Genomic DNA, 21,800 nt, shown 5'->3' with positions numbered 1-21,800 from the left:
GTCGGCTAGCGATGTAGAGAAGGTAATAACTTGCAACAGATTGTGAACAGTGTCATCTCGGGCGGCATCTGGCCGTTACCTTGAATGAGGTGGAATCTTGGCTTTACCCGACCGGCTTTAGCCGCAAGAACTTCCAAAAAAGGTGTGGAAAACAAAAATGATGGTGAAACGTACAAAACAACAGCTGCTATGTGCTGCCGGCCTTGTGACGTTAAGTATGGTGTCGGCAATTGCACATGCACAGAGCGCGGAATATCGTCGTGGCTATGACCAAGGCTATCGTGATGGCCTTGAAGCCCAGCGCCGGCAACAGCACCATAGCCAATCCAGGTTGCCAATCGAAATTGAAGACGCGCAGTACGGTGTACGTGGTGCGTCCTGCGACGCAAGGACGCAAATTCAACAAGCGGTCGGTTGGCGGCAGCATGTCTCGATCGCTGTGAACAATAATCTGTGCGGGGACCCGGTGCCAGGAGTTCAGAAGCGGCTTCGACTAACGTATCGTTGCAACAATGGCGAAGTGTTCGAGGTGCGCGGTCCTGAAGGTGGCGCCATTACTTTGGATTGTCGATAAGCCGGTCGAAATTTTCTCAACTGAGAGACGGACGGCATTCTCTGAATTCCATGGCGTCCTTGACCGACGCGTTCCTTATACAAGAAAGAAGCGATTGTGACTAAGCGCACAGATCGCATTTTTATTTAGCACGTCCAAGTGCGGGCAGGAAACTATTGAGCGCCTTATCCGGTTTGCCGCCTCAGAATAGGCAAGGAAAGCGGTCAAGGCATTGAACACCTCACGCAATGAGTGCTTACGTTGCGCTGCGTCCAATGGCAGTAACGATAGGTAAGGTGCAACGAAGTCCCACTCTTCGTCTCGCACATGGCTTGGATAAGATTTTCCGGCAGTCATGCCGCCATGGACTTGTTGCTACTTTATTAGTTCATAACAGGCTTTAGCCATGCTTATCCGTTGAAACGAGCAAGATCGACGATTTCCCGGGATTGGCGGGAAGCCATGCCGATTCACGCAGCTTGGGCTATCTCACCTGAGCGACATCAACCATCAATGTTCCTAGTTCCGAAACGTCCATAGGGCGGCCGAGCAGATATCCCTGAGTCTGGTCGCATTTCAGCACTTTCAGCAGCGCTAACTGGGCCTCCGTTTCCACGCCTTCGGCTACCACCTCCATGTTGAGCGAATGCGCCAAGCGGATGATCGCCGCGACGATCGCCTGTCCCTTTTCGTCGGTGGTCAGGTTGTTGATGAAGCTGCGATCAACCTTCATTTGTTGTACGCCGAATTGCTGCAGATAGCTCAGGCTGGAATATCCGGTGCCGAAGTCATCGATGGCGAGCTCGAATCCGGCCTCCTGAAGTTGCCTGATCGCCGACATGGTGGCTTCCGCATCCTGCATGGCTACCGTCTCGGTGATCTCGAACATCAGCAGGGAAGGGCTGATACCATGAATGCCGGCGGTTTCGAGTATGTCTTCCACAATGCCGGGGGAGCGCAGCTGTATCTGCGACAGGTTGATCGCCACCTTGAGCGGCTTCAGGCCGGCGCGCCGCCATGCATGCATCTGCCGGCACACTTCATCGATCACCCATTTGCCGAGCGCGATGATTTGCCCCGTCCGTTCGGCGATCGGAATGAACTCGGCGGGCGAGAGCAGGCCCAGCGTGCCGTGCTGCCAGCGCAGCAGCGCTTCGGCGCCGAGAAGCCGGTCATCGGCGCAGTCGAATTTCGGTTGGTACTGCAAGAAAAATTCACCCCTGCCGATCGCCGCAGCCAGGCTGCGTTGAATTTCTATCGTCCGCTTCATCGCCACGTTCATCGACGCTTCGAAGAAGCGGTAGTTGTTGCGGCCGCTGGCCTTGACTTCATACATTGCCGCGTCGGCATGGTTGATCAGCTCGTCCACGGTCGTGCCATCGTCGGGGAAAAGCGCAATGCCGATGCTTGGCGAGACGGGCAGGTTGGCCTGGTCGGGAATCAGCTGGGTTTTGAAGCACTCGAACAGCTTTTCTGCGATATGGCTTGCCATGCCCGCATCAGGAATGTTGCCCACCATGACGACGAATTCATCGCCACCCAGGCGCGCCACGATATCTTCCCTGCGCACGACGTTCTTAAGCCGGGAAGCCAGTTCCTTCAGCACGCCGTCGCCCGCCGCGTGCCCCAGCGAATCGTTGATCGCCTTAAAGCCGTCGAGGTCGATGAAATACAGCGCAAACTGATTCTGCGTCCGCTCCGCGCTGTCGATGGCAAGCTGGATGCGTTCGAACAGCAGAATGCGATTCGGTAGGCCCGTCAGCGCATCATGCGTGGCCTGGTGCTGCAGTTTTTCATTCACGCTTTTGAGCGACTGCACATAGGCCGTTGTCTTCACCTGCAACCTTGCATCGAGCACCGACAGGACTAGCGTGATGGTGAGAATGCTGAACGTCGATCCGGCGATCGTAACCGCCAGCCAGTTCGCGCTGATGCCGGAGGCGGCCAGGCATACCGAGCCGAGAGGGAATTCGGCGGCCGCCATGCCCGTGTAATGCATGCCGACGATGGCGCAGCCCATAATTAGCGCCGCGCCCATGCGCCACAGGAATACCCGCCTGATCTTGTTGCTGCGTAGAGTGGATGCGATCCAGAGTGCCGCAGTGGCGGCCACGATGGCAATCAGGATGGAGAGCGTGAAGATGAGCGGCTTGTAGCGGATCCCGGGACTCATCTGCATGGCCGCCATGCCGGTGTAATGCATGCCGGCGATGCCGATGCCCAGCAGGGTACCGCTGATGCCGAGGCGCGCCGCGGACAGCCTGCCTCGCGTCACCAGGTCCAGCGCAAAGTAGGACACCAGGACCGCAATCACCAGGGACACCGCCGTGATGCCGACATGATAGCCGAGCGGAATGGGAAGTGAAAATGACAGCATGCCGACAAAATGCATGCACCAGATACCCAGGCCCATCGACATGGCGCCGCCGGCCAGCCACCAGCGCCGCTGCGCTGACTTGCCGAGGGCGGAAATCCTGCCGGCGAGATCGAGGGTGGTGTAGGAGGCGAGAGTCGCGATGCAAAGCGCTGCAAAGACAAGGGGAAGACTGTACGTCGGTTGGAGCAGGGACAGCATGAATCACAGCATCTTTGTTTCTATAAAGAAAGCACAATGCCACACCTGCGAAACTTTTGCCAGAGCACGTTTTCCACATTTACCAACTTGCCCATGCTCGCCTGTCGGAAGGCTAGGGCCTGTTCGCCCTGACCGGCCTGGTCGAGGCCGAGGCCGAGGCGGATTGCCGGTGGAACAAGATGTGACGAAGCGACATGGCCAAGCCATGGCGAGGAGGCACAACGCAGTGTCAATGCCAATGCCAATCTGTTCGGGACCGGCAGGCAGGTCAGGATGAAATCGCTCCAGATGTCGATAACCTGCGTAGTCGGTATCAGTCTGTCGCCGGTTTTTCTTCGGGAGGTGGAACGTTCCGGAACATATTCAACAGCAGTAAATCGTAAGTTATCTTCAAGCCACCTGCGACTACCAAGGGCCAGCCAAACGTGGAAGCACTGAGCAGATAGCCGGCCAGCATCGGGCCGACTGCGGAAACCAGACTCCGGGGTACGGCGGTTACACTGGCCGCCGCTGCGCGCTCTTCAGGCGCGACAACCGCCATCACGTATGAGCTTCGCGTTGGGACATCCATTTGCGACAGTGCGCTTCTCGCCAGCAGCAAGGTGATGGCCCAAGCAAGATTTGGCATGAACGGAACTAGCACTAGAAAGAGGTTGGCCGGGAGATGGGTAAACACCATGGTGTTCACCAGTCCAATCTTATTGGCTATCCTGACGGCGGCCAAGTAGGAGAAGGCGGACAGCACGCCAGTCCAGAAGAAAATGGTACCGGCGACAATCGTGGACAGATCGAACTTCTGATAAAGCCATAGTGCCAGCAGCGACTGGATTACGAAGCCCCCTCCAAAGGAATCGAGACTGAATAAGGCAGCCAGCGTCAGTACAATCCGCCTGGACTTGCGTAAGGGCATGGCAACCGCCTGCCTGGTGGTTCCGGCCTGTCTGGGGATACTGCGGTAGATAAGGGCGCAAACCAGACCGATCAATCCATACAAGATGAAGAGCGCCTGCATTACGGACTGTCTGCTGATGCCGGTTGCAGCCACTGCATAGTCCGGAATGGCGGCGAAAAGGGCGCCCACGGCGGCAAGAAGCGAGCCGATCAGGCTATAGCGGGCAAATATGGCGGTTCGTTGTTTATCCGGAACGGCGCCCGACAGCAAGGTATGCTCGAGCGGCAGGAAAACGCTGACGTCGCCACTGGAAGGATTGAGTGTTCCAACTGCCGCAACAATGAGCAATGGCCAGAAGTCGCGGATTGTGGCAAAGCCGAGACCGGTCGCTGCCATGAGTACCGCCGCGCCAATCAGCAGACGATGCAAATCGAAGCGCCAGGCATGCAGGCCAGCCAGCAAGGTAAGCACGCCGGAGCCAAGCAGTGTCGCTGTCGCGATCACGCCAACTTCGAAAGGCCCCATGCCAAGAGAAATGAGATAGAGCGGCAGCAGCAGGCTGATGTATCCGTCAGCAAAAGCTCGTAGGCCCCGTACCCAAAATATCCGTATCAGGAGTGAACTGGTCATTGTTTGGTAGGGCTGTGATACGTGACGTTGTCGAACAAGGTGACGCTGTCGGCTTTTCTCGATACGCTCAACCCTTCCGGCCTCCGGAATAGGGCTGTTTCTGGTTTCAATGTGCGTCTTTCCGTTAAGCGAGACCCGGGTAGCGCTACCTTTGCAAGTCACTTCAAATGCATGCCAGGAATTGGGAGAAACCGGCGCGTGTTCACGTACTTTATGTTTCTCTTCGTTCCACTCTGCACGTCGTGCAGGGACACGTTTCCTTCCAGCGTATTGGCCCGTCCGATATAGTACGTTCCACTGTTTTTCGATCGCCAGAGGCTTGGCAGCAAACAGCTTGTTCGCAGTCATCGAATCGGACACTCGCAACAAAGCTGCTCGCCGAGGCTAGTCGATGTTTAAGGCAGGAGATGTTCTTAGGCTAATCAACTGACTTGCCGCACTTTCCATTGACATCGCATGTGCCGTAGTATCACATGAAATGACTGGACCTCTGTCTGAACAAGGAGAGCGTTATGAGCAGGCAACTGGTAGTCATGAAGCAGGGCGAAGGAGAAACCTTGAGCGTTTTGGGAACGCAGGTGAAGTTCCTTTGTTGCGGCGACAAGACGGATCACGCATGGTCGATCATGGAAGTGGTGCTCCCCAAACATGCCGGTCCGCCGCCTCACGATCATGCGTGGGATGAGGCGTATTACGTCACCCGCGGGCAAGTCCGCTTCAGGCTGGCAGAGCGCGAGCAGATCATCGCGGCGGGCGATTTTCTTTATGCGCCTGGCGGCACGCTACACGGTTTCCAGGGGGATTCCGAAGAGCCGGCGCATATGCTCATCATTGACGCGCCAGCCCATGCTGAAGCATTTTTCCGCGACGTGGATCGCGAAGTAAAAGGGCCGGATGATCGTGCCAAGGTTCCAGAAATTGGTCGACGGAATCAAATCTTCTTTCGACCTGCTTAGCTACAACAGACCAAGTCCCGTGCTGGCATGCGATGGCGCTAATGGCTATCCTCAAACGACGTCGGCGTGGATGGCGTTGGACACATCTCCTGACTAGAGTGGTTTCACCCTGACCTGCCTGCCGATTCCGGACGGATCGGCATTGGCACTGCGTTGTAACTCCACGCCATGGCTTGGCCATGTCGCGTCGTCACGCCTTGTTCCACCGGCAATCCGGCTCGGCCGCGCTCAAGCCGGTCAGGACGGACACGCTATAAGCGGGGAAGCGGATCGCGCAATCAATAAATCAGGAAATCAGGGGCCGGTTCGTTCCGGCAATGAACCGAACGCAGGTAATCCGCCTCTGATGCAAGGATGGCAAAGTCCATGTCTCAACAGGGCGGCAGGCTCAATGGCGCCGCTTGTCACAGAGCCTGTTTTCTCGACGATCCCAGGAGCAACACAATGACCGAATTCGATCCGTCACGGCGGAAGTTACTCAAGGCCACTGCGGTGGCAACCAGCGGCGCGGTGATGGCGGCACGGGTGGTGCCCGAAGCGCAAGCCGCATCCACGGCGCAAGCTGCGCCGCCGCAGGCAGGCGCTTCCGCAACCATGAGCGTCCTGCTGCGCGTCAACGGCACCGAACACCAGCTGATGATCGATCCGCGCACCACGCTGCTCGACGCCTTGCGCGAACGCCTCCATCTCACCGGCAGCAAGAAGGGTTGCGACCAGGGCCAGTGCGGCGCCTGCACCGTCATCGTCGATGGCCGCCGCATCACCTCCTGCCTCACGCTGGCGGTGATGCAGGAAGGACATGACATCACCACCATCGAGGGCCTCGGGACGCCGGCCAACCTGCATCCGATGCAGGCAGCCTTCATCAAGCACGACGGCTACCAGTGCGGCTTCTGCACGCCCGGCCAGATCTGTTCCGCCGTGGCCATGCTCGATGAAGTCAGGGCCGGGATACCCAGCCATGTCACCGCCGATCTGACCCAGCGGCCTGCGGCGACGAATGAAGAGTTTCGGGAACGCATGAGCGGCAATATCTGCCGCTGCGGCGCGTATTCCAACATCCAGGAAGCGATCGCCGAGGTTGCAGGAGTGAAAGCATGAAGCCTTTTACCTACGAGAGGGCCGCTTCGCCGGCCGAAGCCGCCGCTGCCGCGGCCCGCACCAGGGGTGCGCGCTTCATTGCCGGCGGCACCAACCTGCTCGACCTGATGAAGCTGCAGATCGAAACGCCGCCGCACCTGATCGATGTGAACGGCGTCGGCCTCGACAAGATCGAGCAGACCACGGACGGCGGGCTGCGGATCGGCGCATTGGTGCGCAATACCGACCTGGCCGCGGATGAACGGGTACGGCGCGATTACGGCGTGCTGTCGCGTGCGCTGCTTGCCGGCGCCTCGGGCCAGCTGCGCAACCAGGCCACCACGGCAGGCAACCTGCTGCAGCGTACCCGCTGTCCGTATTTCTACGATACCAACCAGCCGTGCAACAAGCGCCAGCCCGGCTCCGGCTGCGGCGCCATCGGCGGATACAGCCGCCATCATGCCATCATGGGCACGAGCGATGCCTGCATCGCCACGCATCCAAGCGACATGGCGGTGGCCATGCGCGTGCTCGATGCCAGCGTGGAGACGGTGCGCTCCAACGGCTCGTCCCGCGTCATTCCGATCGCCGACTTCCACCGCCTGCCCGGAAGCACGCCGCATGTCGAGAATGCGCTTGAGCACGGTGAACTGATTACCGCCGTCACACTGCCGCGGCCAGCCGGCGGCACGCACGTGTACCGCAAGGTGCGCGACCGCGCTTCCTATGCCTTTGCGCTGGTGTCGGTGGCTGCCATCGTGCAGCAGGACGGCAGCGGCAGGATCGCGCTTGGCGGCGTTGCGCACAAGCCGTGGCGGATGGAAGCCGCCGAGAGCGACATGCCGCGCGGAGCCAGGGCGGTCACCAGCCGGCTTCTCGGCGATGCGCGCACCACGCAAGACAATGCGTTCAAGGTCCTTCTGGTCGAGCGCACGCTCGCGTCCATCCTTAACAAAGCCTAGGTTCGAGCCATGAAATTCGACACTCCCGCCGGTAATAATCCGATCGACCAGCTTAAGGTCGTCGGCCAGCCTGTCGACCGCGTCGACGGCCCGCTCAAGACGACAGGAACGGCGCCCTATGCCTATGACCGCCACGACGTCGTGCCTAACCAGGCATACGGCTATGTGCTTGGTTCGGCGATAGCCAAGGGACGCATCCGCTCGATGGACCTGTCCGCCGCGAAGGCATCGCCCGGCGTCATTGCCATCGTCAACGCGCAGAACGCCGGCAAGCTCGCCAAGGGCGATTTCAATACCGCCCGCCTGCTGGGCGGCCCCGACATCCAGCATTACCACCAGGCCATCGCCGTGGTCGTCGCCGAAACCTTCGAGCAGGCGCGCGCGGCAGCCCAGCTCATACGCGTCGACTATGTCCGCGAGAAGGGATCGTACGACCTGGCGGCAATGAAGGACAAGGCCACCCCGGCGGATGTGTTCAATACCGCCGGGGAAACGGCGGTCGGCAATTTCGCGGGCACCTTCGCTTCCGCGCCCGTCCAGCTCGATGCCACCTATTCGACCGCCCATGAATCGCACTCCATGCTGGAGCCGCATGCGACGGTGGCTGCCTGGGAGGGCGGCCGGCTGACTTTGTGGACTTCCAATCAGATGATCGCCTGGGCCGTGGGCGACATGGCCAAGACGCTGGGAATGCCGAAGGAAAAGATCCGCGTCATGTCGCCCTACGTCGGCGGCGGCTTCGGCGCCAAACTCTTCCTGCGTTCCGACGCCTTGATGGCGGCGCTCGCGGCCCGCGCCGCGCAGCGACCGGTCAAGGTGGCATTGCAGCGCGCCCTGATTCCCAACAATACGGTGCACCGGTCGGCGACCATCCAGCGCGTGCGGATTGCCGCCGGCAGGGATGGAAGGATCAGCGCGATCGGACATGAAAGCTGGTCAGGCAACCTGCCGGAGGGCGGACCCGAAGCGGGAGCGGTGCAGACGAGGGCGCTCTATGCGGGCGCCAACCGCATGACATCGAACCGGGTCGCGGTGCTCGATCTGCCCGAGGCGAACGCAATGCGCGCGCCGAATGAAGCGCCTGGGCTCGCGGTACTCGAAATGGCGATGGACGAAATGGCGGAAAAGCTGGCGCTGGACCCGATCGAGTTCCGTATCCGGAACGATACCCAGGTGGTCCCGGACTTTCCGGCCAAACCCGCATCCAGCGATCCTCAGTCCAAGAAAGCGGAACAGAAGGAAAAAGACGCTGAAAAACCGAATCCGCATCCTCCATTCTCGAAACGGCAACTGGTGCAGTGCTTGCAAGTCGGCGCGCAACGCTTCGGCTGGGACAAGCGCAGCCCCAGTCCGGGCCAGGTGCGCGACGGTCGCTGGCTTGTCGGCATGGGGGTGGCTTCGGCCTTCCGCGACAATCTCGTGACAAAGTCGGCGGCAAGGGTCCGTCTTGATGGCCGGGGCGGGGTGACCGTGGAAACCGACATGACGGACATCGGCACCGGCAGCTATACCATCATCGCGCAGACGGCGGCTGAAATGATGGGACTGCCCTTGAACAAGGTAAGGGTGCGCCTGGGCGATTCCAGCTTTCCCGTGTCGTGCGGATCGGGCGGCCAGTGGGGCGGCAACAGTTCGACCTCCGGCGTGTATGCCGCGTGCATGAAGCTGCGCGAAGCGGTCGCGCAGAGGGCCGGATTCGATGCGAGCGACGCGGTCTTTGCCGACGGCCAGATCCGCTCCGGGTCGCGCAGCGTGTCTCTTGCCGAATTGGCCGGCAGCGCCGGCATCGTTGCCGAGGACGCGATCGAGTTCGACAAGCTCAAGGAGCAGTACCAGCAGTCGACCTTCGGCGCGCACTTCGTCGAAGTGGGCGTCGATGCCGTGACCGGCGAGACCCGCGTGCGGCGCATGCTCGCGGTCTGCGCCGCGGGCCGCATCCTCAATCCGAAGACGGCGCGCAGCCAGGTGATCGGCGCCATGACCATGGGCGTGGGAGCCGCGCTGATGGAATCGCTGGCGGTTGATACCCGGCATGGTTTCTTCGTCAATCATGATCTTGCCGGATATGAGGTCCCGGTGCATGCCGACATTCCGCACCAGGAAGTGATCTTCCTGGACGAGACCGACCCGATCTCGTCGCCGATGAAGGCGAAAGGCGTGGGAGAGCTCGGCATCTGCGGCATCGCGGCGGCCGTGGCCAACGCGGTCTACAACGCCACCGGTGTGCGGGTGCGCGACTATCCGATCACGCTGGACAAGCTGATCGGCAAAATGCCGTCGGCGGTCTGAGCATGTCGGCGCACTCGGTTAAAGCGCCAACAGCCAACGCATGAGGAAGCGGCAGGTTCTTCGGGCCCGATGCGTCGGGCCCCGAGATCATGCCGCCCGTTTGGGAAGACGTACCGTAAACATGGTACCTGTCACTTCTGTCGAACTGACTTCGATGGAGCCGTTATGCGCGGTGACGATTTCCCTGACGATATACAGGCCAAGCCCGAGATTCTTGCGGTTGGACAAAGGCGCCGACACGCTCATGCCGCGCCGCATCGGATCGAACATGTTTTTCAGCATCGCCGGCGGAATAGGCGTTCCCTCGTTGTGTACCGACAGCACCACCTCGCCGTCAGTTGCCCGGGTGAGCACCGACACCGGGGTATGCGATCCATACTGGATCGCATTGCCGATCAGGTTCTGGTAAACCTGCCCAATTCTCGCACCGTCCCAATGGCCTCTCACATCCCCGCCCACTTGGGCTCGGATGACAGCGCCCGGGTTCGACGCCCGGAATTCCTCGACAATCTGATCGGAAATGACACCGAGGTCGACGTCACCCCGGTGGAGCGGGATCCCGGCGCCGCTGCGGCTGCGCACGAAGTCGAGCAGGTTGTCGATGATTTCCTGCATGCGCACCGCGCTGTTGAACATTCTTGATCCGAGCTGAATCAGCTTGGCATCGGCCTCCTCCGAGCGCATCAGGTAAGTCGCACCGATGTTGATTGCCGACAGCGGTGTGCGCAAGTCGTGGCCGATGACGCCGAGGAAGATGTCCTGCGACTGGCGCTGCGCCTCGGTATATCTCGCAACGGATTCCGCCAGCGCCCGGTCGAGGACGGCATTGAACCGGGACATATCCTCGACCTCGAACCACGTCGCTGTTTTCTCGCGCCGGGACCACAGGTTCAGTACGCTGGCTCTGAGCGCCCGGAATTCCGACAGCAATTGATCCACCGTGAATCCGGACAGGGCGCGCGTGTCCGCATGAATTTCCGCCGGCGTATTTCCCTGCGGATCGAGCTTGCGTTCACCATCGGGGGTGGCGAGTTCGGAAGCGATTTCTTCCAGGATCTCCCTGGCATGATCCCGGAGTTCGAGAACATCCATTGAGCGATTGGACGGCTGGATGTTGCGGGCGAAGTCTTCCCATCCCTGCAGGATCTGCTCCATATTGATCAAGATAAATTCCGCCAGCCGCATTCACACCTTTCTGATCCCTGCTTGCGCTATGTCTAGCGCTTGCCGTCAATGTCGTTTCAAGATTTTGGCATTGGAATGTATTCACTTTGGCATCTTGCGTCTGTATAGAATTGTACGTACCGGCACCTGATTTCTTCAACTTGAGTTCTTTATTGCCCGGTTAATGAGTCAAGAAACGTTAATGACACCAGTCCCCGCGACAGCGTCGGCATGCGGCAACCACATCCTGTCGAGCCTGCCGGAAGCGGAATACCAGGCGCTTAAACCGGCCCTGGTATTTGTTCCCACGCCGATGCACACCGTCCTGTTCGAGCGCGACAGGGAAATCCGGCATGTCTATTTCCCCTTGTCGGGATGCCATTCGGTCCTGGCCATCATGCAGGACGGCGCTGCCGTCGAGGTCGGCACCATCGGAAACGAAGGCATGTCGACGGTCGATGTGCTGACCGGCAGCACGGTTGCCACGGAGACAACGGTGTGCCAGATCGCGGGAGACAGCCTGCGCATACCGGCCCACCAGTTCAAGCGGGCGATCGGGGAGCATGCCGAACTGCGGCGGCTGGTTTACCGATTCCTGCAGGCATACCTGAGCCAGGTATCGCAATCGGTGGCGTGCAATCGGCTGCACCGCACCGAGGAGCGGTTCGCGCGATGGATACTGCTCAGCCATGACAGGGTGGAAGGCGATGAATTGCGGCTTACCCAGGAATACCTGGCCGACATGCTGGGCGTGCACCGTCCCAGCGTGTCGCTGATCGCGCGCCGGTTCCAGCAGGCCGGCTTGCTGGACTATCACCGGGGGACAATCAGAATACTGGACCGTACCGGGCTGGAGAAGACGGCTTGCGAATGTTATGCCACCGTAAGAGCGCAGTTCGCCCGCGTTCTGGGAAAGCCGGTTGGGTAGGAGGAATCCCTACCCGGGCCGCAACCGGATCATTAATAGAGGACTGTATAGGAACTGTTAGTCCGGCAAGCCGATACCCGCCGCCTGCCGCCTGCCGCCCGCCTCACCGCGTTCCCTGGAGATGCTCGATGACCAGCGGCGCAATGTCGGCGGCCCTGTCTCTTGCCAGGTCATGATCGCCGCCTTCCACCATGTATAGCCTTGAATCCGGTATCAGCGCGGCCAGTCGCCTACCCACCTGTGGCGGGCTGACGGCATCGCGCGTGCCCCAGATCAGCAGGGTCGGACAGGCGATGTTCGGAATGAGGGCCGAATGGTCAGGCCGGTCTTCGGTGATCCATGGCCGGGCATCCGGAAACTGCTCCCGATAGGCGGCGCGCCACTCCTGCGCGCCCAGCGCCGAAACGTCGATGCCTCCTGAAGCGGCAACCAGGACCAGATGGGTCACCTGCTCCGCGCGTTCAAGTGCAAGCCTGACACCCACGATGCCACCCATGGACTGCGCGACAACCACCGTCGGCCCCTGGACTTCGCGCGCGGCGAGCCGCAGCAGGTCATCAAAGCCGTTCACCGACGGGTCATGGGGCTGCTTGCCCAGACCGGGCCAGGAGAGATACGATTTTTTCCATTCGGATGGAAGAAGGGCGCCCAGGGGATGCCAGAATTCGGCGCCGCCGCCGGCGCCGGGCAGAAAGAGAACATGCATCATGCGTCCGGTTTCAGCCCCGCCGCTCGCGGGTCCCAGCGCTTGACGCCGGCGGCATCGAATCCGAACAGGTCGAGCACGCGTCCTGCGGTATGGTCCACCATGTCTTCGAGTGATGCCGGCTTCGCATAGAAAGCCGGCACCGGGGGGAAGACGATCGCACCCGCTTCGGTGACCGCCGCCATGCTGCGCAGATGGCCCAGATGCAGCGGCGTTTCCCTGACCATGAGCACCAGCCGCCTGCGTTCCTTCAGATTGACATCGGCGGCACGCGAGAGGAGGCTGCCGGTGACGCCGGTGGCGATTTCCGACAGCGTCTTGATGGAGCAGGGCGCCACCACCATGCCCGAGACCTTGAACGAGCCGCTGGCAATGGCCGCGCCGATATCATTGTTGGAATACCAGAAGTCGGCCAGCGTCTTCACCTCGGCCAGGCTCATGTCCGTTTCATGCTTGAGCGTGACCTGCGCCGACCTGCTCATGACGAGATGCGTCTCGACGCCGAGCTCGCGCAGCACCTGCAGCATGCGGATGCCATAGACGATGCCGGAAGCACCGCTGATTCCGACGACCATGCGCGGGCGGGTTGAGGCGTCAGCCCTCATGCTCACTCTCCAATTCTGATGTCGATGCCGGTTGCGATTCTGATCTTCCGCATCTTACCAGAGGCATGATGAGGGCATTCGAGCGGTTTTCCCCTTGACCTGCATGCCTTGGACTCGGCCAAGCCGGCCAGGCGACCCTGTTCCGGATCCTGCGGCGCGAAGCGAGACACGTCCTTAAGCAGTATGCGACGCGTCTTTTCTTAAAATGCAGAAAAAAATTAAATAGCGGCATCTCGTCGATTCCACGTTAAAAATTCGCAGGCCGGCTTAACAAAAGCCGGTTAACCGTTGAATGTTCTGCGCAAGCCTACGGTATTACCAAACGTCATATCAACCGTAAAACATGTTATTTGATATGCAGCGAACTCTTGACTACAGTCCTGCCTTTTTACGCGGTCTTGACCGAGGACGCCGTGGTACAGCTTGAACAAGTCTCGAAGACATTCCAATCCAATAAAAAGGATATCGTCGCGCTGAGCGACATCAACCTGCATGTGCAGGCCGGCGAGATCTACGGCATCATCGGCCGCTCCGGCGCGGGGAAGAGCACGCTGCTGCGCACGATCAATCTGCTGGAACGGCCGACTGCCGGCAAGGTCTGCATCGACGGCGTGGATATCACTTCGCTCGACGGCGGCAGCCTGGCGGCCCAGCGCCAGCGCATCGGCATGGTGTTCCAGAGCTTCAATCTGCTCAATGCGAAAACCGTCGCGCAGAACATCGAGTTTCCCCTGAAGCTGGCGGGGAAGTACAGCCGCGCCGAGCGTGAAGCCCGTGTCGATGAACTGCTCGATCTCGTCGGCCTGAAGGACCAGCGCGACAAGCATCCGGCGCAGCTGTCCGGAGGTCAGAAGCAGCGCGTCGGCATTGCGCGGGCGATTGCCCATCATCCCCGGTTGCTGCTGTGCGATGAGGCGACATCGGCGCTCGATCCGGAAACCACGCAATCCATCCTCGACCTGCTCGCGGACATCAACAGCCGCCTCGGACTGACCATCGTGCTGATCACGCATGAAATGAGCGTCATACGCCGCCTCTGCGACCGCGTCGCGGTGATCGACAGGGGCCGCATCGTGGAGCAGGGCGATGTGGCCGATGTGTTCCTTCATCCCGTCCATCCGGTCACGCAAGGCCTGGTCAATGAAAGCCTTGCAGCCGAAGCCGGCATTCGCGCGGTGCAGCGCGGCAGCGCCGGAGCGCTGCGCGCCCGCATCACCTACCGCGGCGAAGCGGTCTATCAGCCGTTGATCAGCCAGATCGAGGCGCGCAGCGGCAAGCGGCTGGCAATCCTGCAGGGGGTGGTGTCGAGCATGAAGGACACGCCCTATGCGCAGCTGACGGTGGAACTGTGCGACAGCAGCGAGGCCGGCGCACCGGCGGCCGGCGATCCAGCTGCCGGAGAACCGATCGCCGAGGTGATGCATTCCCTCGGCATCCGCTATGAGGTAATCCATGATTGATCTGACAGACATCGACTGGGCCGATATCGGCCAGGCCACCATGGAGACCCTGGTCATGACCGGCGTCTCATTGAGTTTCACCATCCTGCTCGGCCTGCCGCTCGGCGTGCTGCTGTTCCTGACGGGCCGCAGGCAGCTGCTGGCGCAGCCCCAGGTGTATGCGCTGCTGTCGTTCGCGGTCAACCTGCTGCGCTCGGTGCCCTTCATCATCCTGCTGATCGTCATGATCCCGGTCACCCTGGTGCTGATGGGCACGTCGCTGGGCATCGAGGGCACCATTCCGCCGCTGGTGGCGGGCGCCACGCCCTTTTATGCACGGCTGGTGGAAAACACGCTGCGCGAAATCGACCGCGGCATCATCGAAGCCTGCCAGGCCATGGGCGCGCGCACCTGGCAGATCGTGCTGCAGGCCCTGCTGCCGGAAGCGCTGCCCGGCCTGATCGCGGCGGCAACGGTGACCACCATCGCGCTGGTGTCCTATGCGGCGATGTCGGGCGTCATCGGCGGCGGCGGGCTCGGCGATCTCGCGCTGCGCTTCGGATACCAACGTTTCAGGACGGACGTGATGGTCATCACGGTCGCCATTCTCGTGGTGCTGGTCCAGCTGCTGCAATTCCTCGGCGACCGGATGGTGCTGCGCTTCACTCGCAAGTGACAGGCTTGCTTGCAATAACAATAGGAGTTCCCATGCTACGTTCGCTTTTGCCCAAACTGGCTTCGCTGCTTGCCGTCACCGCGGCAGCCGCCATTCCGTCGGCGCATGCCGCCGATGTGCTCAACATTGCCGCCACCCCGGTGCCGCACGCCGAGATCCTCGAGTTCGTCAAGCCGAAGCTGGCGAAGGAAGGCGTCGACCTGCGCATCAAGGTCTTCACCGATTATGTGCAGCCGGCGGTGCAGGTCAATGAGAAGCGCCTGGACGGCAATTTCTTCCTGCATCAGCCTTACCTGAGCGAGTTCAAGAAGAGCCACAAGAATGATATCGAGGTGCCGGTGGCGAAAGTGCATGTCGAGCCGTTCGCCGGCTACTCGCGCAAGCACAAGAGCGTGGCCGATCTGCCTGCCGGCGCGACGGTGGCGATTCCGAACGATCCATCCAATTCGGGCCGTGCGCTGATCCTGCTGGCGCGCCAGGGCTTGCTGAAGCTGCGCGACATGTCCAATGTGTCCGCGACCCGCAGCGACATCGTCGAAAATCCGAAGAAGCTCAAGTTCCGCGAACTCGAAGCGGCAATGCTGCCGCGCGTGCTCGACCAGGTCGATCTGGCGCTCATCAATACCAACTATGCGCTCGAAGCCAAGCTCAATCCGGTGAAGGACTCGCTGTTCATCGAAGACGGCAATTCGCCTTATGCGAACCTGCTCGTTGCGCGCGAGGACAACAAGGACAGCGCGGCAGTCAGGAAACTGGCCGGTGCGCTGAACTCGCCCGAGGTCAAGCAGTTCATCCAGGAAAAATACAAGGGTGCGGTGGTTCCGGCGTTCTGAAACTCTGAGGCTCTGAGACTCTGAGGCTCCGAAGTTCTGAACGGAACGCGCGTATCATCGGCCGCCGGCAAGATAGTGCCGGCGGCTTGTTTTCTCCCCGGCTGGAAAGTACTGCCGGGCATCGGAACAGTGCGGGCTTATGTCTATGCCATTCGCATGAGATTGACTTTCCGCAGAGACTAAACTTCCCGCCGCCAGACAATCGAACTTATCGAATCATCCTGGCGAATCACTACGGCAATATAGGAGATTTTTCCTGCAGGCAGTCGGAAGTCCGCTTCATCCATCATGATTCCCGGATGACATATGCCGTCCTCAATGCAGCAACTGCACTGGGAAAATGCATGCCACTCAAGCCATCCAGTCCAGACGCCGATGTCTCCGCCCTGCTTCCGGGAGTGGAGGATCAACGGTTCATGCGCTTCAGCCTTCCTTTTCTTGCTGTCTGGCTTGCACTGGTTCTCATCATCGGCACTATCGCCTGGAGTTACCTCTTGTCCAACCTCGCGCAGGACAGGAAGAGTGCCGAGGCTTCAGCCCTTCGCGAAGCAGAGATTCTTGCAACATCGTATGCGGGCCATTTGTCCAAGACCATTGATGCCATCGATCAGTTGTGTCTCTACATCCGGCACGGCTGGAAGATGTCGGGCGGCAAACTCGATCTGTCGGCCTTGGGCGATTCGGGATCTACAGGGCCATTTCCCACCAGGATCGGGCTTTACGTATCCCTTGCCAGTGCCGATGGCGACATCCTTACAAGTACGCTCCCGGTCAATGAACCGTTCAATGTCGGCGAGGAAACCTACTTTCTTGCGCAGACTTCCTCCGGCAGCGATGAACTGTTCATCGGCCGCCCCCGTTACGGCATGCTGAGCAAGCAAACGGTCACGCACTTTTCAAGAAAACTCATTGCCGAAGACGGTGGTTTCGCGGGCATCGTCATCATTTCGGTCGTGCCCGAATATTTCATCACGGGCTACGACCAGCTCAGCCTGGGACGTCATGGCCTGCTTGCCATTCTCGGCACGGACAGGCAGGTACGCGTTGCCAGAATCGGCGACCAGGTGCATACCCCCCCGTCGGAAGTCATCACGGAGGCGCCGCCGATCGACGCGCCGACCGGCACGACGATCCTGGACGGCGGAAAGTATTTCAACGATGGGCGTTCCCGTTACCTGGGATGGCAGGCAACCGAGCGATACGCGATGATCGCGGTTGCCGGCATGGACCAGCAAGATGCGCTATCCGCCGTTGCCAAGGCAAATGCCGAAACGATCATGCACGGCGCCGTCGCCTCGGTTGCCCTGTCCCTCTTTGCGCTGCTCGCCTCATTGAGCCTGGCCAGGCTTTCCTGGAGAAAGCAGCAGCTCAAGCAGCTGCATGATACCTACCGGACCGCGACGGAGCGGGGCAACGACGGTTTCTTCATCATGCGGCCGCAGTGGGACGATGATGGAAACATAGCCGACTTCAGGGTGATCGACTGTAACGAACAGGGCGCCCGCATCATGAAATACCGGCGCGGGGAACTGATCGGCTTGTCCATTTCCTCGATCTACTCGTCCACCGACGCAAAGGAGCTGAACCGGCTGCTGCGCGCCGCGTATGAAAAGCGCCATCTCGAACGGGAAATCGATGCCCGCAAGGTCCGCGCGGTGGCCGCCGACTGGCTGCAGCTTTCCATCAGCCGCCCGGACGGCGATCTGGCCGTCACCATCCGCGATATCAGCCAGGCGAAGGCGCATGTGGCGGAACTGGAGAGAATCGGAAGCGAAGACGCGCTGACCCGGCTGCCCAACCGGCACTGGCTGAAGCAGTACCTGCCGGATGCGCTTGCCGCGGCGAAGACGTCGAAGCAGATGCTGGCGCTGCTGTTCATCGACCTCGATGGCTTCAAGGCGGTCAACGACACGATGGGACACGAGATTGGCGATGAACTGCTGCGCAACGCCGGCAGGCGCCTGCAGGAAGCGGTGCGGCCGCACGATATCGTGGCGCGCATCGGCGGCGACGAATTCGTCGTCGTCACCGAAAAGATGATGCACAAGGCCGATGCCGGCCACGTCGCGCAGCGCATCCTGCATTCCTTCGAAACGCCGTTCCGCCTGTCGCAGGGAACGCATTCGGTGGGGACTTCCATCGGCATCAGCGTGTTTCCGGACGACGGCATGGATGCCGACACGCTCATGAATCACGCCGACATGGCGATGTATGCGGTCAAGATGAACGGCAAACGCAACTATCGTTATTTCGACGTGCAGTTTTCCGAATCGGTCCAGCGCAGGCACCAGACCGAGGCCGAGCTCCGGCATGCTTTGGAACATAGCCAGTTCATCGTCTACTATCAGCCCCGCATTCACCTCGCCTCCGGGAGAATGTCAAGCATGGAAGCGCTGGTGCGCTGGGCGCATCCCGAGCACGGCGTCATCGAACCGCAGGCCTTCATTCCGCTGGCCGAGGAAACCGGGCTGATCGTCCAGCTGGGCGAGCAGGTGATCGACAAGGTATGCGCCCAGCTGGCCTACTGGCTCAAGCATGGCCGCGAAATCGTGCCGGTATCGATCAATGTATCGGCGCGCCAGTTCACGAGCACGGATATCGCCGCCACGCTTTCCGCGGCGCTCAAGCGTCATCAGGTGAATGCGCACCTGGTGGAGATAGAACTTACCGAATCCTCGATGATGGCCAGCAGCCAGGAGGTATGCGAAGTGCTTGCCGCCATGCAGCGGATGGGCGTGAAGCTGCTGGTCGATGATTTCGGCACCGGGTATTCCTCGCTGGCGCAGCTTCAGGAACTCGACTTCGATACGCTCAAGGTCGACAAGGCGTTCACGGCGCGCCTCGGTTCGAATGAAGCGAGCAATGTGTTCTATACCGCCATCATTACCATGGCTCATTCCCTGGGAATGAAGGTAGTAGCCGAGGGTGTCGAGACGGCGGACCAGGTGCGGCACCTCACGGCGCTGCGCTGCGACGAGATCCAGGGCTTTTTCATCGCGCGTCCGCTGCCGCCGTCCGAAAGGCAGGCCGCATTCGCCCTGGAGATGCCAGGCTAGGCCTGCTCACACTTCGCATTTCCGCTTCGCACTTCGCACTCCCGAATGAAGTGCAAACAGGCTCTGGCAACCAGCACCGCTCATTCGAGCGGCGCACCGCGGAAGCGCCCGACTTCGATGGCCGATACCGGGCCGCCGTCATTACCCCATGTCATGCGGATATAGGAAACCACTGCAGCTACCTCCGTGTCATTCAACGCGGTGCCGAAGGGCGGCATGCCATACGGCCTGGGATTGCCCCCGGTAGCCGGCGAATAGCCGCCATTGATTACAATCCGGATCGGATTGACCGCCGGCTGTGCCGCCAGGGAACGGTTGCCCGCCAGCGGAGGATAGGCCGGCGGCGCACCCTTGCCGTCCGCCTTGTGGCACTCGACGCAATGCTTGTCATACAGTGCGCCGCCTTGCTTCAGGACCGCCTCGATATCGCCCGGAACCTGCCTTGCCGCCGCGACCGGTGCGACCGGTGCGACTGCGGTTTGCGGCGCCGATGCCAGGTAGCTCGCCATGGCCTGTATGTCCGGGTCCGACAAGTGCTGCAGGCTGCCGCCGACGACTTCGGCCATCGGCCCGAACACCGCGCCGCGCCGCGATACGCCGGTCTTCAGCAGATCGGCGATGTCGTCCCGGTTCCATTCTTCCAGCGCCGATCCCGGTCCCGCGGACAGCGACGATGCATGCCAGTTCAGCATGGGTATCATGCCTCCCGCGAGATCATCGCTGCTGCTGCCTCCAAGCGCATTGCGGCTGGTGTGGCATGCGCTGCAATGCCCAAGCCCCTGCACCAGGTATTTCCCCCGGTTCCATTCCGCGCTTCGGCCTGGCTGCGCCTCATGCACGCCAGGCGTGAAATAGAGGGTACGCCAGAAGGCCAGCAGGATGCGCTGGTTGTAAGGAAAGCGCAGGTCATGCTCCCTGTTCGCCTGCCGCACCGGCGCGATCGTCTTGAAATAGGCATGCATGGCATCGGCATCTTCCCTGGTCACCCTGGTGTAATTCGGATAGGGAAAGGCCGGATACAGGAAACGTCCATCCTTCGATTTGCCATGATGGATGGCGCGCCAGAAATCGTCCGATGTCCACCGGCCGATGCCGGTTTCCGGGTCGGGCGTGATGTTGGATGAATAGATGCTTCCGAACGGCGTCGCAATCGCACGGCCGCCGGCATAGGCGTTGCCTCCGCGGGTGGTATGGCAGGCCATGCAATTGCCCGCCTTGGCGAGATACTCTCCGCGTGCCGCCTGCTCCCGGACGTCGATGACATTGGCGGCGACCGGCGGCCGGCCGGTTTCCGGCTCATGCAGTATCTGGAAGCCGATGATCGCGGCGGGCGCGAGGAAGACAAGGGCGATGATAAGAAGAACAATGCGTTTCATGAGACGGCCCCGTTCATTGCGGTGCGCTGCCGCAGGGAAGCGGCAGCTTGACTGGGAGGGCGGATGCCGGTGCCGGCGTGGACCTTTCCGGAACCGGCCGGGAAGCCAGCCAGGCCGAGACCGCGCCAATGTCTTCCGGGCTCAACTGCCGGCTGATTTCTGCCATGCAGTCCGGCGCGGCGGCGCGGCGCGCACCGGTCTTCCAGGCGCCGAACTGGGAATTGAGATAGTCGCGCGGAAGGCCGAGCAGGCCGGGAATGGCGGGAAGCACGCCGCCAAGCTGCGGGCCATGGCAGGCAATGCACGCGGGGATGCCTTTGGAAGCATCGCCGGACATGACGAGAGCACGCCCGCGCTCCAGCACCGCTGGCGGAAGCGATGCGGCCTGCGGCGCCGGATAGGGCGGATGCAGGTCCGAGAAATACTGCGCCATCTCCATCAGATACTCGTCCGACAGATGCGCCACCATGTAAGTCATCAGGGGATACTGGCGGCGGCCCTCGCGGAAGTTGACCAGCTGGTTGTACAGGTAGCCTGCCGGCTTGCCGGCGATGCGCGGAAAGAAACCGTCGCGGGTTGCCCTTCCTTCCTTGCCATGGCAGGCCGCGCAGGCAAGCGCACGTTGCGCGATGGTGTCGGCGACCTGGCCGGGCTGCGGCCGTGCGGAAGGCGCGGCGGCGGCAATGGAAGAGGCCAGTGCCGCCGTCACCAGCATGGTCAGGAATGCCGGCCGGGAATGGGACGAACGGCATGGCCAGCGCGTTTTACATTGATTGTTATTCATCGGGACATTTCCGGGTGAAACCGCTCTGGAAAAAGTGGAAACCAATGCCGGTATTCTGCTTGCCGGATCCCATGCAGAACAGTAGCAGTCGCGACGCGTTTTTGCATATCAGTTGACATCTGTTCCGTGAGAATTCCGGGAAACGGCTGCTGCACCGGCATTGCCGCCTGGGTGGCCATGCATCCGAGTGGAAAGCGGCATTGCCATCGTGATGTGCGGGCTATCTGATATGGTTTTTTTTCTTACGTCTGATTCTGTTACCGGAGCCCGCAACACCGGACAATCCTTGCATCCGG

The 21,800-nt window shown here is 60.8% G+C and carries 17 protein-coding genes and 1 pseudogene; 10 read left to right on the top strand and 8 right to left on the bottom strand.

Going from position 1 to position 21,800, the window contains the following annotated elements; genetic code table 11:
- Positions 1-157: 157 nt before the first annotated feature.
- Positions 158-574, top strand: coding sequence for a hypothetical protein (locus FH061_RS04140; protein ID WP_151633283.1), 417 nt, complete (start codon positions 158-160; stop codon positions 572-574).
- Positions 575-778: 204 nt separating this feature from the next.
- Here FH061_RS04140 and FH061_RS30850 read toward each other — a convergent pair.
- The 3 genes and pseudogenes from FH061_RS30850 to FH061_RS04125 form a co-directional block, all read right to left on the bottom strand.
- Positions 779-910 (bottom strand): annotated as a pseudogene (locus tag FH061_RS30850) (transposase); the annotation flags it as partial.
- 127 nt (positions 911-1,037) lie between these two features.
- Positions 1,038-3,128, bottom strand: a complete 2,091-nt coding sequence (locus FH061_RS04130; RefSeq protein WP_151633281.1) for a putative bifunctional diguanylate cyclase/phosphodiesterase — start codon at positions 3,126-3,128, stop codon at positions 1,038-1,040.
- Between the two features lie 313 nt (positions 3,129-3,441).
- Entirely contained in the window at positions 3,442-5,010 is a 1,569-nt protein-coding gene (locus FH061_RS04125; RefSeq protein ID WP_225984475.1) for an MFS transporter, read from the bottom strand.
- Between the two features lie 152 nt (positions 5,011-5,162).
- Between FH061_RS04125 and FH061_RS04120 the strand changes: the two genes are divergently transcribed.
- From FH061_RS04120 to FH061_RS04105, 4 genes are all read left to right on the top strand, one after another.
- Positions 5,163-5,606, top strand: coding sequence for a cupin domain-containing protein (locus tag FH061_RS04120; protein WP_151633279.1), 444 nt, complete (start codon positions 5,163-5,165; stop codon positions 5,604-5,606).
- 444 nt (positions 5,607-6,050) lie between these two features.
- The gene (gene paoA / locus FH061_RS04115; protein ID WP_151633277.1) at positions 6,051-6,707 is read left to right on the top strand and encodes an aldehyde dehydrogenase iron-sulfur subunit PaoA; all 657 of its coding nucleotides are present in this window, start codon (positions 6,051-6,053) and stop codon (positions 6,705-6,707) included.
- A complete protein-coding gene (locus FH061_RS04110; protein WP_151633275.1) occupies positions 6,704-7,648 on the top strand; it encodes an FAD binding domain-containing protein in 945 nt (314 codons plus the stop codon). The genes paoA and FH061_RS04110 overlap by 4 nt, the downstream gene beginning before the upstream one ends.
- 9 nt (positions 7,649-7,657) lie before the next feature.
- On the top strand, positions 7,658-9,937 hold the full coding sequence (locus FH061_RS04105; RefSeq protein WP_151633273.1) for a xanthine dehydrogenase family protein molybdopterin-binding subunit: 2,280 nt from the start codon (positions 7,658-7,660) through the stop codon (positions 9,935-9,937).
- Between the two features lie 87 nt (positions 9,938-10,024).
- Here FH061_RS04105 and FH061_RS04100 read toward each other — a convergent pair whose 3' ends face one another.
- Complete coding sequence (locus tag FH061_RS04100; RefSeq protein ID WP_192804900.1) at positions 10,025-11,101, bottom strand: sensor histidine kinase; 1,077 nt, start codon at positions 11,099-11,101, stop codon at positions 10,025-10,027.
- A gap of 202 nt (positions 11,102-11,303) precedes the next feature.
- On the opposite strand from FH061_RS04100, the gene FH061_RS04095 reads away from it, so the two are divergent.
- Positions 11,304-12,029: a Crp/Fnr family transcriptional regulator gene (locus tag FH061_RS04095; RefSeq protein ID WP_192804899.1), complete on the top strand. Its 726-nt coding sequence runs from the start codon at positions 11,304-11,306 to the stop codon at positions 12,027-12,029.
- A gap of 103 nt (positions 12,030-12,132) precedes the next feature.
- Here FH061_RS04095 and FH061_RS04090 read toward each other — a convergent pair whose 3' ends face one another.
- Both FH061_RS04090 and FH061_RS04085 read right to left on the bottom strand, forming a co-directional pair.
- Positions 12,133-12,738: an alpha/beta fold hydrolase gene (locus FH061_RS04090; RefSeq protein WP_151633267.1), complete on the bottom strand. Its 606-nt coding sequence runs from the start codon at positions 12,736-12,738 to the stop codon at positions 12,133-12,135.
- Positions 12,735-13,340 (bottom strand): UbiX family flavin prenyltransferase, encoded by a 606-nt coding sequence (locus FH061_RS04085; protein ID WP_151633265.1) that lies wholly within the window; start codon positions 13,338-13,340, stop codon positions 12,735-12,737. The genes FH061_RS04090 and FH061_RS04085 overlap by 4 nt, the downstream gene beginning before the upstream one ends.
- A 413-nt stretch (positions 13,341-13,753) precedes the next feature.
- Between FH061_RS04085 and FH061_RS04080 the strand changes: the two genes are divergently transcribed.
- The 4 genes from FH061_RS04080 to FH061_RS04065 all read left to right on the top strand — a co-directional run bounded on the left by FH061_RS04080 (position 13,754) and on the right by FH061_RS04065 (position 19,344).
- Positions 13,754-14,800, top strand: coding sequence for a methionine ABC transporter ATP-binding protein (locus FH061_RS04080; protein ID WP_151633917.1), 1,047 nt, complete (start codon positions 13,754-13,756; stop codon positions 14,798-14,800).
- Positions 14,793-15,455, top strand: coding sequence for a methionine ABC transporter permease (locus FH061_RS04075; protein ID WP_151633263.1), 663 nt, complete (start codon positions 14,793-14,795; stop codon positions 15,453-15,455). Before FH061_RS04080 ends, FH061_RS04075 begins: the two co-directional genes overlap by 8 nt.
- Before the next feature lie 32 nt (positions 15,456-15,487).
- Positions 15,488-16,288 carry a MetQ/NlpA family ABC transporter substrate-binding protein gene (locus FH061_RS04070; protein ID WP_151633261.1) on the top strand — a complete coding sequence of 267 codons (801 nt, stop codon included), beginning with the start codon at positions 15,488-15,490 and terminating at the stop codon, positions 16,286-16,288.
- A 344-nt stretch (positions 16,289-16,632) separates the two neighbouring features.
- On the top strand, positions 16,633-19,344 hold the full coding sequence (locus FH061_RS04065) for a bifunctional diguanylate cyclase/phosphodiesterase (protein WP_192804898.1): 2,712 nt from the start codon (positions 16,633-16,635) through the stop codon (positions 19,342-19,344).
- An 80-nt stretch (positions 19,345-19,424) separates the two neighbouring features.
- On the opposite strand, the gene FH061_RS04060 is transcribed toward FH061_RS04065, so the two are convergent.
- Positions 19,425-20,720 carry a c-type cytochrome gene (locus FH061_RS04060; protein ID WP_151633257.1) on the bottom strand — a complete coding sequence of 432 codons (1,296 nt, stop codon included), beginning with the start codon at positions 20,718-20,720 and terminating at the stop codon, positions 19,425-19,427.
- Between the two features lie 13 nt (positions 20,721-20,733).
- The gene (locus FH061_RS04055) at positions 20,734-21,504 is read right to left on the bottom strand and encodes a c-type cytochrome (RefSeq protein WP_225984474.1); all 771 of its coding nucleotides are present in this window, start codon (positions 21,502-21,504) and stop codon (positions 20,734-20,736) included.
- Positions 21,505-21,800 lie beyond the last annotated feature (296 nt).

Source organism: Noviherbaspirillum aerium (genome assembly GCF_008929045.1).
Classification (GTDB): Bacteria; Pseudomonadota; Gammaproteobacteria; order Burkholderiales; family Burkholderiaceae_D; genus Noviherbaspirillum; species Noviherbaspirillum aerium.
Note: the sequence above shows the minus strand (reverse complement) of the source record. Positions and strands in the feature narration are given on the sequence as shown.